Annotated in this window: 8 protein-coding genes; 3 read left to right on the forward strand and 5 right to left on the reverse strand. The window is 65.1% G+C overall.

Annotated features, from left to right (window positions below):
- Positions 1-241: 241 nt before the first annotated feature.
- Both ACO59D_RS09145 and ACO59D_RS09150 read left to right on the forward strand, forming a co-directional pair.
- Complete coding sequence (locus ACO59D_RS09145) at positions 242-1402, forward strand: pyridoxal phosphate-dependent aminotransferase (protein WP_485126703.1); 1161 nt, start codon at positions 242-244, stop codon at positions 1400-1402.
- Positions 1403-1517: 115 nt separating this feature from the next.
- The gene (locus ACO59D_RS09150) at positions 1518-2102 is read left to right on the forward strand and encodes a nitroreductase family protein (protein WP_485126704.1); all 585 of its coding nucleotides are present in this window, start codon (positions 1518-1520) and stop codon (positions 2100-2102) included.
- A 74-nt stretch (positions 2103-2176) separates the two neighbouring features.
- On the opposite strand, the gene ACO59D_RS09155 is transcribed toward ACO59D_RS09150, so the two are convergent.
- Genes ACO59D_RS09155 through ACO59D_RS09165 form a run of 3 tightly spaced genes read right to left on the reverse strand, consistent with a single transcriptional unit; the run spans position 2177 to position 8269 of the window.
- Positions 2177-3988, reverse strand: coding sequence for an acyl-CoA dehydratase activase (locus tag ACO59D_RS09155; protein WP_485126705.1), 1812 nt, complete (start codon positions 3986-3988; stop codon positions 2177-2179).
- Positions 3981-5297 carry a 2-hydroxyacyl-CoA dehydratase subunit D gene (locus ACO59D_RS09160; RefSeq protein WP_485126706.1) on the reverse strand — a complete coding sequence of 439 codons (1317 nt, stop codon included), beginning with the start codon at positions 5295-5297 and terminating at the stop codon, positions 3981-3983. Before ACO59D_RS09160 ends, ACO59D_RS09155 begins: the two co-directional genes overlap by 8 nt.
- A gap of 2 nt (positions 5298-5299) precedes the next feature.
- On the reverse strand, positions 5300-8269 hold the full coding sequence (locus ACO59D_RS09165; protein ID WP_485126707.1) for an insulinase family protein: 2970 nt from the start codon (positions 8267-8269) through the stop codon (positions 5300-5302).
- A gap of 261 nt (positions 8270-8530) precedes the next feature.
- Between ACO59D_RS09165 and ACO59D_RS09170 the strand changes: the two genes are divergently transcribed.
- Positions 8531-9496, forward strand: a complete 966-nt coding sequence (locus tag ACO59D_RS09170) for a DMT family transporter (protein WP_485126708.1) — start codon at positions 8531-8533, stop codon at positions 9494-9496.
- Positions 9497-9633: 137 nt separating this feature from the next.
- Here the strand turns inward: ACO59D_RS09170 and ACO59D_RS09175 are convergent, their stop codons facing one another.
- A complete protein-coding gene (locus ACO59D_RS09175) occupies positions 9634-11340 on the reverse strand; it encodes an alpha,alpha-phosphotrehalase (protein ID WP_485126709.1) in 1707 nt (568 codons plus the stop codon).
- A gap of 66 nt (positions 11341-11406) precedes the next feature.
- The gene (gene treP, locus ACO59D_RS09180) at positions 11407-13380 is read right to left on the reverse strand and encodes a PTS system trehalose-specific EIIBC component (protein ID WP_485126710.1); all 1974 of its coding nucleotides are present in this window, start codon (positions 13378-13380) and stop codon (positions 11407-11409) included.
- Positions 13381-13671 lie beyond the last annotated feature (291 nt).

The following is a 13671-nucleotide window of genomic DNA, read 5'->3' on the forward strand; positions in this document are numbered from 1 at the left end:
GTTTATCGATTCGGTTTTCGGTGAACGGCAAAGGGTCTTTGTGCGTCATGCGAAGGTGCGGCCCCAATCGCTTGGGACTGGCTCTCGGGAAGCGCGCGTCATGCCGCTGTCCGCCTTGGATTGCCTGTGGCTTCGCACAATGTAACAATCGGACGCGTCCTTGCCGACAGACGTGGCGCCGTGGCCAGCAGTGGTCTACAGTCCTTGCGTACATTACGTCTGCATCCGGGAAGGGGTGCGCATGCAGTTCTCAAGCAGGCTCGACCTGTTTGGCGACGAGGTCTTTGCCTCTCTCAACGCCAGGCGACGCGAGCTCGAGGCAGGGGGCCGTGAGGTGTTTGACCTCTCGGTTGGCACGCCAGACTTCGAGCCGCCGCATCACATCATCGAGGCGCTGGGAAGGAGCGCCGCGGATCCGGCCAACTGGAAGTACGCGCTGCACGACAAGGACGAGCTGCTCCGGGCCGTATGTGACTACTACCGCACGCGCTTTGGCGTGGAGACGATCACGCCTTCCATGGTCATGAGCTGCCACGGAACCCAGGAGGGAATGGGTCACGTATGCGCGGCGCTTGCAGACCCGGGAGATGCGGCCCTCATCCCAGACCCGTGCTACCCGGTCTTTGCGGCCGGCACCCTCCTGGCTGGGGCAAGGCCCTGGTACTATCCGCTCACGGCCGAACATGGCTTCCTCCCCTGGGTGGCGGGTGTTCCTGACGACGTGGCGGATGCAGCCCGATATATGGTGGTCTCGCTTCCTGCGAACCCCGTTGGCTCCGTGGGGACGCCCGAGGTCTACGAGCAGGTCATTGCCTTTGCCAAGGCACACGACATTGTGGTCATCCACGACAACGCCTACTCCGACATCATCTTCGACGGCCCTGCCGGTGGGAGCTTCCTTGGCTATCCGGGCGCGCTCGATGTGGGTGTGGAGTTCCTCTCGCTTTCCAAGTCCTTCAACGTGACCGGCGCACGCCTCTCGTTTCTTGTGGGACGCGAGGACATCGTGGCCGCGACGCGCAAGCTGCGCAGCCAGGTTGACTTTGGCATGTTTTTGCCCGAGCAGGACGCGGCCATCGCCGCGCTCACGGGACCACGTGACTCCGTGGAGCGCCAGCGCCTGCGCTACCAGGAGCGCAGGGATGCGCTCTGTGACGGCCTTGAGGCTGTTGGCTGGGAGCGCCCCAACGCCCATGGGTCGATGTTCGTGTGGGCGCGCATTCCGCATGGCCGCATGGACTCGCAGGCGTTTGCCCTTGAGCTCATGGAGAAGGCTGGTGTCATCGTGACACCGGGTGCGAGCTTTGGCCCCTCAGGCGAGGGATACGTGCGCTTTGCCTTGGTCATGCCCCCGGCGCGCCTGCGTGAGGCATGCCGAAGGATTGGGGAGTCTGGGGTCTAGCGGGGGTCTAGCGGGTTTGCGTCCGCAGCGCGGACGCGGCGTTGGATACGGTTGCATTGCCGAGGACCGGCCTTGGCAGCAGAGCGTCGGGCATGCCCGGCGAGGGGGTGGGGACATGAACTCGAAGAACTTCCAGGACCTGGTGCGGTCGTCGCGCACGCATCGGCGGTTCGCCGAGGATGAGCTGCTGTGCCACGGGGACCTTGTCGCGCTGGTGAACGCTGCGCGCTTTGCGCCCTCGGGAAACAACATGCAGGTCCTGCGCTTCCACATTGTGGCTGAGCCTGCGGAGCGCTCGGCGGTCTTCCCTCGTCTGCACTGGGCGGCGCTGCTGCGTGACTGGAACGGCCCCGCTGTGGGGGAGAGGCCTGCAGGCTACATTGCCATATGCGCGCCCAAGGCCGTTGCCGCCAACCCCATTTGCCTGATTGACACCGGCATTGCGGCGCAGACCATCGCGCTGGCGGCAGCGTCGCGAGACCTTGGTTGCTGCATCATCAAGAGCTTTGACCCCGACGTGAACGACGTCATGGGGGTCTCGGCAGAAGGCTACGTCACCGAGCTGGTGCTGGCCCTGGGCGTGCGCGGGGAGCGCGTGGTACTCGAGACGAGCGAGGGCGAGCACGGGCTTGCGTACTGGCGCGATGCCGAGGGCACCCATCACGTGCCCAAGCTCCCGTTGGAGGACCTCCTCATTTAGGGAGGGCGCCAATCCGGCACCGTAGGGGCCCTTCGTACGAGGCCGCAGCGATTGTCGGTGCTTCGGCGGCAGCGTTACGCCGCGCCGTTGCACCTCCCGAGCGACTCCAGGCCGATGAGCGCGGCGCCAATGGCCCCGCACAGTTGCGAGTCCTCGTGCGTGGCCACGGGTGCCCCAAGCACCTCGGAAAGCGCCCGCACGACGCCCTCGTTCTGGGCAACGCCGCCGGTCATGAGGAAGGGCGGCTCTGCCCCCACGCGGCTGGCGAGGGTCGCAGTCTTCTTTGCCACCGAGACGTCGAGCCCATGGATCACGTCGGGGGTGGGGGTGTTTGCCGCAACAAGCGAGACGACCTCGCTCTCGGCGAACACGGTGCACATGCTCGTGATGCGCACGTCGTGGTGCCACTCGAGCCCGCGGCGGCAGAACTCGTCGAGGCCCATTTCGAGCACGCGTGCCATGGCCTCCATGAAACGGCCCGTACCTGCGGCGCACTTGTCATTCATCACAAAGCCCGCGACGCCTCCGCTGGGGTTGAGGTGGATGACCTTGGAGTCCTGGCCGCCGATGTCGATGACGGAGCGTACGTCCGGGGCCAGGTAGTGGGCACCGCGCGCGTGACAGGTGATCTCGGTGACCGAGGAGTCCATGCCGTCGATGCTGTCGCGGCCGTAACCGGTCGACACGCGCAGCGCCACATCATCGCCCGAGATTCCCGCGTGCGAGAGGGCCTCGCCCATCGCGCGTGCGGCGGCATCTGCCGCCCGGGCACCGGTGGGGACGATGGCCGTGGCGACGATCTTCCGCGATGCGTCCATGAGGACGACGTCGGTCGACGTGGAGCCGGAGTCAACCCCCATTACGTAGGTCGCGCCATCGCCATCGGCATCCTTCCCGGCAGTCGGCTTGGTCGCTTGGCCTTCCGGCTTGGGTCGCATGCCACCACGTGCACGCAAGGTCTCGCCAAAGGCCTCGAGCCTGGTGCGCAGCTGACCCTCGCTCTGCGAGGTGCCGTCCGTCTCAAGCTTGACCATGGGAATCCCATCTTCTCTCGCGAGGGCCTCGTATTCGAAGCCGTAGTAGTCACAGAACTTCATGGTGTGGTAGACCACGCCCTGCTGACCCCTCCCACCCACGAGCTCCTTTCGCTCGGCGATATCGTCCATGCGCATGCAGGGAATCTGGCCGAGAAGGACCGGCGCATACCAGTCGAGGAAGGCGTCGAGAGGGTCGCCTGCAGCTTTGGTTCCCTCTCCCTCGCAGCAGGTGCCGCATGCGGGGCCCGTGACCATCCGTGCGAGCTGCGGCGGGGGAGAGGCCTTGAGGTGTCGGTCGGTGCAGGTGGCGTTCTCCACCGGCATCCCCACGTCCTTCTCGACCTCGGCCACGAGGGAGGCGGAGGCGTGCGCGCCCAGGAGGGTCACACGGTTGTCTGCGCGGCCCACGCCCGTGCCGCACGCTGCACAGGCGGCACCGACGTCGAACGTGGCACCCGAGTAGCTGGCATAGGCGTCCGCCAGGGCCCTGAGCCTCCTGCGGAAGAGCGCAACCTCAGCCGGGCCCCTCCGGTGCGGAAGGTCAAGCAGGAAGAGGAAGTCCATGCGACCCGAGGCCCGCAGCACGTCGTAGACGCGACGCACCACATCGCAACAGGTCACAAGCACTGCCTCGCGAGCGTCGGCCGCCATCATGCGCTCGATGAGCCCCTTGCCAAAGCCGCAGAGGTTGGGGTGGGCCAAGGCATCGGCATAGGCAAAGGACGCAACGTCCGCCTCGGCAATATGCGGCGTGGCGCCAAAGCCTGCCAGGAGCTCTGTGGGCGTGTACTTGCAGGCATAGAGGACGTTGTGCCCGACGGGTGCCTCGCCTGCATGATCGCTACTCATGGCCAGCCTTTCGTCCTCTCTTGTCGACCATCTCGAGAAAGGCCGAGAACCTCGTGGCCATCTGTCCCTCCATGCAGTTGGCTCGGTCACAGGCGTCGCCATCGAGCACCAGCACGGGCCAGCCGGCGCCCTCGAGCTGCCGGCGTATGAGTTGCGCGGCGCCGGCGGTCTGCTTGCAGCCCCAGTGGCAGAAGAGCACCACGGCATCCGCGTCCGTCTCGCGCGCGAGACGCTCGATACAATCTGCCCGGCGCGTGGCGGGCCCGTTGAAGCAGTTGCGTACCAGGCGCTCGGCCATGAACTCGTAGGGGCTCGTTGCGTCGAACCACGCATCGCCTTCCGGTAGGTACTCGAACATCATGTCCGACGCCGCGATTTGGGCGGTCTTGCTCGTGTTGACGAGCCTCCCCAGCGACTCCAAGAAGTAGGGCGAGACGTGCGCCCACACCAGGTTTACGCCCTCGTACGGGGGCGCGGCCAGGAAGTCCTGCTGCATCTCGTGTGCCAACTCCTCGCACTTGGGAAGCCCCAGCGAGAGGTGAAGGTCGAGCATCTCCATCATGTCGATGGTCATGGTGTTTGCGAGGTAGCGGCCGCGACGCGTGGGGAGCGAGGCAGCGAGTGCGTGCATGGTGCGCTCCGAGCACGCGCAGATCTCGCGCAGGCGGCTCTCGTCGAGCTTGCATGAGGATGCCTCCTCGGCGACCTTGGCCATCTCGCGAAGCTCGTCCGCCACGTAGAGTGCCGAGTCACGCGAGACGTCATAGGGAACGTCCAAGTAGACGTGCGGAATCCCCCAGAAGCAGCCCAAGGTCTTGAAGGTGAGGTTGTTGGCGTCGCAGGCTACCGAGCAGCTCGCGAGCATGCGCGGCTTTCCCAGTACCCCTGAGGTTGCCATCCCCATGAGGATGCGGTGGTAGGAGCAGTACGTCTCGGGGATGCCACGCCCCTCTGCTGCCGAGATGAACCCGCCCTCTGCCTGTGCTCCGCTTGCAAAGGAGGCAACGGCCTCCGCCGTCACGGGACGAGCGCCCAGCGCGTGGAATATCTCGTTGGGAGTGAAGATGCTCGTGACCACGGCATTGCCGAAGTCCGCGAGCGCTCCTACGACGGAGTCCATGAAGAGCTGGTAGCCATGGTTGCCCGAGGGAAGAAGGTCGCTGTAGGGGGCCAGGTGGACCTTGGCGCGCATGGCCTGAAAGCCGAGCATGAGCCAGCTGTGCACAAAGTCCGGACGCGTCAAGAGGTTCTTCTCGACAACGCCTCCGTACCAGTTCACGAGACGATCTCCTGCAGACTGGCCTGCCACGGCTACGCCTCCCCACCGCCCACGAGCTCGTGCACGTCGAGCTCGAGCCCCGATGCCTCAAGCGCCTCGCGGGAACCAAAGACGCAGACTCCCGAGGCGGAGGAGCTGGGGTCGAGCGCCGGCGCAAGAGCGCGTACGTCCTCGGTGGTGGTGTCGAGCTCCTGCTGACGGATGATGTTTCGCCAGTCGGTCGGCCTCTCTTTGAAGCGCTGCATGTCCTGCCTGCGGGCAAGTGCGCGGGGCTTCTCGGGCGCGTCTTGGGCGGCTACGGCCGAGACCACATAGCCAGTGAGCTCATCTGTGGCGGGAGCCCAGTTGGCAAGCCATGCGGATGCGCCATCGTAGCGCTCGAGCGTGCCTGCCACGTTGGGGTCGCGGAATGACCAGAACTGACGGATGCCCTCGGTCGTGTGCTTGAAGCCAACGCCGTATGCTCCGCCCTTCACGCGCACCTCGTTCCAGAGGTAGTCGAAGGAGAGGGCGCGAGAGGCCACCTGCCAGGTGCCCAGGGTGCCCGTGTCCTCGGTGGTTGGGGCAGCGCCGCGCGCGACAAACGAAACGTTGGAGGGAATCACAAAGCCCTCGCGCGCTGGCTTGGGCAGCGGTGCCTCGAGCCTGTGGGCGCAGACGTTCTCGCCCTGCTTCCCAAGGCCCAGCGTGCCACCAAGCTCCCAGAAGCGCTTGCGGTCCTCGGTGGGGCCGGTGAAGCTCACCGTGACCTCGTCAGCGGTAAAGATGCGGTCTGCCAGGTTGGGGAGGATCTCTTGTAGCACGGGCAGCCTGCGGTCCCAGTCGGCAAGCAGTCGCTTCAGGAACAGATAGTAGTCGATGCCGCCCATCTGGCTTCCGACGATTGCGGCGGACGAGAAGTAGCTCGAGGTGCGTGCCATAGAGGCTGCATGCCCAGAGTTAACGAAATGCTCCTCCATCTCGACCTTGCGCTGCGTAAGGATGTCGCGCATGCGGTTGCCGTCGAGGAAGAGGGTCTTGCCCCACACCTCCTGCGGGATGCGGGCCAGGGCGTCGACCTTCTCGGAAAGGGCGCTTGCGCTCACCACGAGCATGGGACGGGCAAAGGAGGGATCGTCGTCGCGGCCGTAGGTCTCCAGGCCAAAGCCGAGGTTTCCGAGGCTGCTCTCGACAAGGGTGTCAAGGTCGGATGCGCTGTGGAGCTTCGTGCCGAGCTTGCCGAGCACGTCGGTGAGCACGCCGACGTACGGCAGCTCGGCAAAGCCAATGCGCCGCAGGTCGAAGTAGTGGTAGACGTAGTCGATGTGGCGGGTGTCAAGCTCGTGGGCAATGCAGGGGAGCGGCGCCTCGACATCGTTGGCCTTGGGCTCGGGGCGGGCGGCCTCGATGTCTGCCACGGTGAGTTTGGGCAGCGTGGCCAGGGCCTCCGGGGAATCCGGGGCTTCCTGCTCGGCACGGAGCGCCTCCACCTCTCGGCGTACGGCGCCGACGTCCTCGTCGCTCATCTGCTTGCGCATGCGGACGAGTTCTTCTGCCTCCTCGGCGGCATCGCCCCCCTCCGTGGGGACAAGCTCCACGAGCGCGGAGTGGGGGTTCTCGCACACCGCCTCCTTGAGCAGGCGTTCGAAGAGGCCGTTCCCAAGGCCCTCCTTGAGGTCTTCGAGGGCATCCTCGTACCGCAGATAGTCGAAGGGGTGGCTGTCGTCATAGAGCCAGCTCGAAAGCGCCTGCATCGAAAGCGCTACGCCGTCGGTTGCCCAGGAGCCAAAGTCGCGCTCGCGCAGGTTGAACTCCGCCTGGGCAAGCGAGGCCTCGAGCTTGTCGCGAGGGATGCCATTCTCGGCAAACTCGCGGCAGGAGTCCTTGATGAGGGTGCGGAACCTCTCGGACACGCCGGGCTTTGCACCCTTGAGCTGGAAGACCACCTCGGGCTGGGCCACGCCGTCGACGAGCGATGCCTGGAAGTCGTTGGCAAGGCCCGCATCGAGAACACGACGCTTGAGCGGCGCCTCGTTCGAGCCGCAGAGGGCATCGAGCAGCACGTCTGCCGCAAGCACGCGCTCGCGTTGGTCAGACGTGGCAAACACGTAGCCCACAGCCACGGAGGCGTTGTCTGGCGTTGTCGCCATCTCGACGCGCGAGGGCGCCGCAGCGACGGGTGCCTGGAACGGCAGGGGATTGGGCGCGCCGGCGTTGCGGTTCTCGGCCCCGCGGAAGCGCTCGTCGATGAAGGCCAGCTCGCGGTCGATGTCCATGTCTCCATAGAGGATGGTGTAGCTGTTGGGAAGCGCGTAGTGGCGGGCGTGGGCGTCGAGGAAGCCCTCGTAGGTGAGGGTGGGGATGGCGCGCGGCGCACCGCCGGACTCAAAGCGGTAGGGACTCTCGGGAAAGAGGGCCCGCGAAAGCGCGAGGCCCAGGACCTCATCGGGGTCGGAGAGGGCGCCCTTCATCTCGTTGAAGACCACGCCGTTGTAGGAGAGCGAGCCGTCTTCTGCGGCCTCGAGGTGCCAGCCCTCCTGCTCGAAGATGCGGGGACGATGGTAGATGGCAGGGTGGAGAACGGCGTCGAGATAGACGCCCATGAGGTTCTCGAGGTCTGTCGTGTTGGTGGAGGCCACCGGATACATGGTCTTGTCAGGGAAGGTGAGGGCGTTCAAGAACGTCTGCATGGACGTCTTGAGCAGGTTGACGAAGGGCTCCTTCACGGGATAGGCGTCCGAGCCGCAGAGCACGGAGTGCTCGATGATGTGGAAGACGCCGGTATCATCTGCGGGCGGGGTCTTGAAGGCAATCGAGAAGGACTTGTTTGTGTCGGCGCACGAAATCCACATGGCGCGTGCGCCCGATGCCTGGTGACGCAGTACGTAGATCGTACCGGAGACCTCGGGAACGGGTGTCGCGGAGACCACCTCGAAGCCGGCATGCACGCTGCCGGGGGCAAGCGACGGGTCGGGTGCGAGGAAGTCGCGCTTGGATGCTGTGGTGGTGTCTTCGGATGCCATGGTTCCTCCTAGCGGGGTGCAGGGGCGCCCGTGGGTTGGGGGCGCACCTGCGACCAGTGCGGTTTGGGCCGCCGTTGCTGTTTTTCGTGAAGAAGCTTATCACGCAGGTATGGTGCCCGTTTTCTCGGAGGTGCAGACTGGGGACGCGGGGGCGGGACAAACCGCTGTAGAATCACATGTCGCCGCGCATGGCGCGGCATGGGGGCGGTTGGCCCGCTGTGGGTTGACCCACCGTGGCTGAGGGGGACGAGGGAACGCTTGATGGCAGAGGCGCTTGGGGATGGTTCGCATGACGAGGGAGGCGTGCATCCCGAGATGGCGGGTGCCGCACCACTCGGCGACGGGCAGCGACGCAAGCGTGTCCTGCGCGGTGTAGCATGCACGCTTGTGGGCGGGGCGTTTTGGGGCATCAATGGCACGGCATCAAAGCTGCTCATGGACTCGTACGCGGTGGACCCCCTGTGGCTTGCGTGCTTTCGCGAACTTGCGGCCTGCTGGCTCTTCCTCGCGGCGGCGCGAATCACCAACAAGGGCCAGGTCACCCGCACCTTGCATGATCCCCGCTCGCTTCTGGGGGTCTTTGGCGTGAGCCTAGGGGCAATCCTCTTCTCTCAAGTGGCCTATCTTGAGGCTATTGACTGGACCAACTCCGCCACGGCTACGGTCATGCAGAGCTTAGGCATGCTCGCCGTACTCGTCTACGTATGCGTGAAGATGCATCGCGGGCCAAAGCGGCGAGAGGTGCTTGGCGTGGCGCTTGCCCTGGTGGGAACCTATCTCCTGGCAACGGGAGGCAATCCTGGGCAGCTCAGCCTGCCGGTGGGAGGCCTTGTGTGGGGGCTTCTCTGCGCGGCGGCCTCGGCGTGCCTCTCCATTCTGCCTGCGCGCCAGCTTGCGAGATGGGGCAACTTCGTGGTGAACGGCTTGGCGTTCCTCTTCTCTGGCGTCATCTTGTCTGTCGTCTACCGACCGTGGGAGCACATGCCACAGCTGGATGGTGCTGCCGTGGCTCTGCTCGCGTTCATGGTGGTCGTGGGCACGTTTGGCGCGTATGCGCTCTACCTGCAGGGCGTGAAGGACGCGGGGTCAATGCGCGCGAGCCTGCTGGGCACCGTCGAGCCGCTGACGGCGACGGCGACCTCGGTACTGTGGCTGGGTACGAGCTTCTCGGTAGCCGACCTTGTGGGCTTTGTACTGGTGCTTGCGATGGTGTACCTCACGGCATAGCTGCAACGGGTGCGTGGGAGCGACCGGCATGCGGCACTGCCCCTGCTTTCTCTAGAGTGGCAAATCGACGAGCGAGTCACTCAGGAATCGCAACATTGGAGAAGCCGCGCCCGCCGCCGCCGCACCTGCGCCTGCAGCTACCAGGCGAAGGCCACGGCGCACCAGGGGCCGAGCACGAGCATGCCATCCTCCTCGCGGTAGTCGTCGCAGTTCTCGACTAGCAACGAGCCCTCGGCGAGCTCGCCGGAGGGAAGCGCCGCCGCGGCCTTGCCGGAGAAGTTGCAGGCAACGACAAGCCGCCTTGGCCCGTGCGGGGCGTCCTCGAGCGTACGCTCGTAGGCGATTACCTGGTTTGACATGGCATCCAGGAAGTGGACGTCCCCGCTCTGGACCACCGGCATCTCCTTGCGGAGCCGAATGAGCCCTCGGTAGTAGCTCCAGACGGAGTCCGGGTCTGCAACCTCGTCCTCGGCGTTGATGGACGTGTGGTTGGCCGGAATCCCAATCCACGGCGTGCCCGTGGTGAAGTCCGCCTTCTCTGTTGCGTTCCACTGCACGGGCGTGCGCGAGTTGTCGCGTGAGCGCTCGTGCACAATGTGGAAGGCCCCTTCGGGCGTCTTGCCATCGTCCTGCAGGATTTGGTAATAGTTGAGCGACTCCACGTCGCGGTACTGGCTGATGTCTGAGAAGTCAGGGTTCGTCATCCCCAGCTCCTCGCCCTGGTAGATGTAGGGCGTGCCGCGCAACAGGTGCGTGCAGGTGGGGAGAAGCTCGCTCGAGCGGCGCCAGCTCTCCTTGGTGGAACAGTCGCCAAAGCGCGAGTTGGGACGGGGCTGGTCGTGGTTGGACCAGAAGAGGGCGTTCCAACCGCTACGTGCCGCCATCTGCTCTTGCCAGCTGGCAAAGAACTCGCGCAGGGCAGCGACGTCCGGCCTTCCGAGGGTCCACTTCTCCCCATCGACGTAGTCCACCTTGAGGTGGTGGAACGAGAAGGTCATCGAGAGTTCGTGGCACTCGGGGTTGGAGTAGCGCACGCAGTTGTCAATCGTGGTGGAGCTCATCTCCCCCACCGTGACCATGCCATCGATGCCGCTTTCGCGGACGAGCTCCTGGAGGTACTGGTGCACGTGCGGGCCGTCGGTGTAGAAGCGTCGGCCGTCGCCCTCGTGATCGTCCTCCCACTCGTTCGGCGTCCCATCAGGCTTGGAGACCTCGTTGACCACGTCAAAGCGGAATCCCGAGACGCCCTTGTCCTTCCAGAAGCGCACCACGTTCACGAGCTCGGAGCGCACTTCGGGGTTGTCCCAGTTGAGGTCGGCCTGACTCACATCGAAGAGGTGCAGGTACCACTTGTTGAGCGAGGGCACATACTCCCAGCAGCTACCGCCGAACTTGCTGTTCCAGTTGGTGGGTGGCTCGCCGGGGTCCTCGGCGGTCGCATCGGGAGCAGCGTCGGCGAACTTGTAGTACGCGAGGTACTTGGGGTCGCCCGCGAGCGCCCTCTGGAACCATTCGTGCTGGGTCGACGTGTGGTTGAAGACCATGTCGAGCATGAGACCGATGCCATGCGCCCTGGCCTTGCGTACCAGCTCGTCGAAGTCGTCCATGGTGCCGAACATGGGATCCACATTGCAATAGTCGGCCACGTCATAGCCGTTGTCGTTTTGGGGGCTCACGAAGAAGGGCGTGATCCAGAGGTAGTCCACGCCAAGCCGTTGCAGATAGCCCAGGCGCTGCGTGATGCCACGCAGGTCGCCGATGCCGTCTCCGTCGGAGTCCTGGAAGCTGCGAACGTAGATCTGGTACACGACCTTGTCGCCAAGGGAGGTTGTGCGATCAGCCATGGTGGTCGGCCTTTCTGGGTGGGACACGGACGGCCCCCGCGGGACCGTCCGACTTGGGACGCACGTCTAGAACCTTACGACGGGGGTGATGCCCGCAGTGACGGGACCGGACTCGGTGAGTGCGAGGTTCTCGGCCTGGCCGGGGTCGGTCACGACCTCCATGACCGTGTCCCTCTTGCCGGCCGCCGCCACCTTGTCGCGATCGAAGGTCACGAGCGGGTCGCCGGCATGGACCTTGTCGCCCTGCCTCACATGGACCTCGAAGCCGTCGCCGGCCATCTCCACGGTGTCGATGCCAATGTGGATGAGCACCTCCATGCCGTTGCCGAGCATGAGTCCCACGGCATGGCCGGTGTCGGCCATCATGACCGAGACGACGGCATCAGCGGGCGCCACGACCTGGCCGTCGCTGGGGTCGATCGCGACGCCGCGGCCCATGGTGCCAGAAGCGAAGACCTGGTCGTCCACCTCGGAGAGGGGCATGGCGGTGCCGGAGACCACGGCGCGCAGGGTCCCGTCGACGGCGAGTTCGAGGGGGGACTCGGTGGCGCTAGGGGCGGGTACCGCCGTGACCTCGTCGCCCTCGAGGGTGACGTCCTCGACGCCCGCGCCCCTGTCGATGCCCTTGCGCCTGCCCACCAGATAGGTGAGCACAAACGGCACGACGACGGCGACGAGCATGCAGAGGGCGAAGGACAGGAAGTACTTGGAGTTGATCGAGAGTATGCCCGGCAGCCCGCCGACGCCGATGGCGTTGGCTGCAGTCGATGTGGCGGTGCAGATGATGCCCGCAATCGAGGAGCCGATCATGGCGCACACGAACGGGAAGACGTACTTGAGGTTGACGCCGAACATCGCGGGCTCGGTGACGCCTAGGTAGCAGGAGAGGCAGGCGGGGATGTTGACCTGCTGGGCATTCTCGTCCCTGCGCTGGAGCACGATCATGGCGAGCACGGCGGAGCCCTGCGCGATGTTGGAGAGCGCAATCATGGGCCAGAGCATGGTGGTGCCGGTGTCGGCGATGAGCTGCAGGTCGATGGCGTTGGTCATGTGGTGCAGGCCCGTGATGACGAGCGGGGCGTAGAAGCCGCCGAAGATGGCACCGAAGATGACGCGGAACTGGCCCGAGATGCCGGCCATGACCACGTTGCTGACCAAGGTGCCCAAGGCCCAGCCGATGGGACCGACGATGAAGTGCGCCGTCATGACGCCCAGCAAGATGGAGCAGAACGGCACGACGATCATCTGGACGATGGGCGGCGTGATCTTCTTGAAGAGGCGCTCGTAGTAGTTGAAGCAGATGGCAGCTAGGATGGCGGGGATGACCTGTGCCTGATAGCCGATCATGTGCACCTGGGCAAAGCCGAAGTCCCAGGTGTACTTGGCCCAGTCCCCGGCCGTGGCCCTGGCGACGCTGTAGGCGTTCATGAGCTGCCCAGAGACGAGCGTGAGGCCGAGCACGATGCCCAGCATGGGCGTCCCACCCATCTTCTTGGTGATGGAGTAGCAGATGCCCACAGGGATGCCGAGTTGGAACACGGCCTCGCCGATGAGCCACAGGAAGCCGTAGACGCCCGTCCAGAACTGGGAGAGCGAGGCGAGCGTCTGGTTGCCGTCGGGTCCGAAGTAGGGCATGTCTCCCAAGACGTTGCGGAAGCCCAGGATGAGGCCACCCGTGATGATGGCGGGGATGAGAGGCGCGAAGACCTCCGCGATGGCACCCATGGCCTTCTGGAGCGGGTTCTGGTTGCCCACGGCGGCCTTCTTGACGTCGGCCTTGGAAGCCTCCGACACGCCGGACACGGCGACGAAGTCGTCGTAGAAGTCGGCCACGTCAGTGCCGATGATGACCTGGAACTGTCCCGCCTGCGTGAAGCTCCCCTTGGCCGCAGGCAACGCCTCGATGGCCGGGACGTCAGCCTTGCTCGGGTCCGCCAAGGCGAACCTCATGCGCGTCACGCAGTGCGTGACGCGCATGAGGTTCCCTCTGCCGCCGACGAGCCTGAGCATCTCCTCAGCGTCCTTCCGATACTTTCCCATGTGACCTCCGTTGTCTGGGGTCTCTCACCCCGCCTTTTGCCAGAACCTATTCAAATAGGTTCTGGCAACGAAGATACTCCATCCCTATTCAAATAGGTATGGAAACGGGTACGTGGCGGCGAACGGCAAGCATCAGTCGGCAAGCGGCGCGCTGATGCCACCCTGACGAGCGGGGTGCCCCAGACCTCTTCATTTTGTGAAGCCTCCCGGCTGGCAGTGCGGCTTCGCTACCATCAATATGATGGAGGCGTATAGATGGGAGCGCTGGCGCATGAAGGCGGTATACGGCCA

This window comes from Tractidigestivibacter sp. (assembly GCF_057241865.1).

What these genes read in the sequence shown, in the direction of transcription:
- treP (WP_485126710.1), bottom strand. Translation starts at nt 13,380, where the DNA reads ATGGGAAAGTATCGGAAGGACGCTGAGGAGATGCTCAGGCTCGTCGGC.
- ACO59D_RS09175 (WP_485126709.1), bottom strand. Translation starts at nt 11,340, where the DNA reads ATGGCTGATCGCACAACCTCCCTTGGCGACAAGGTCGTGTACCAGATC.
- ACO59D_RS09165 (WP_485126707.1), bottom strand. Translation starts at nt 8,269, where the DNA reads ATGGCATCCGAAGACACCACCACAGCATCCAAGCGCGACTTCCTCGCA.
- ACO59D_RS09150 (WP_485126704.1), top strand. Translation starts at nt 1,518, where the DNA reads ATGAACTCGAAGAACTTCCAGGACCTGGTGCGGTCGTCGCGCACGCAT.
- ACO59D_RS09145 (WP_485126703.1), top strand. Translation starts at nt 242, where the DNA reads ATGCAGTTCTCAAGCAGGCTCGACCTGTTTGGCGACGAGGTCTTTGCC.
- ACO59D_RS09170 (WP_485126708.1), top strand. Translation starts at nt 8,531, where the DNA reads ATGGCAGAGGCGCTTGGGGATGGTTCGCATGACGAGGGAGGCGTGCAT.
- ACO59D_RS09155 (WP_485126705.1), bottom strand. Translation starts at nt 3,988, where the DNA reads ATGAGTAGCGATCATGCAGGCGAGGCACCCGTCGGGCACAACGTCCTC.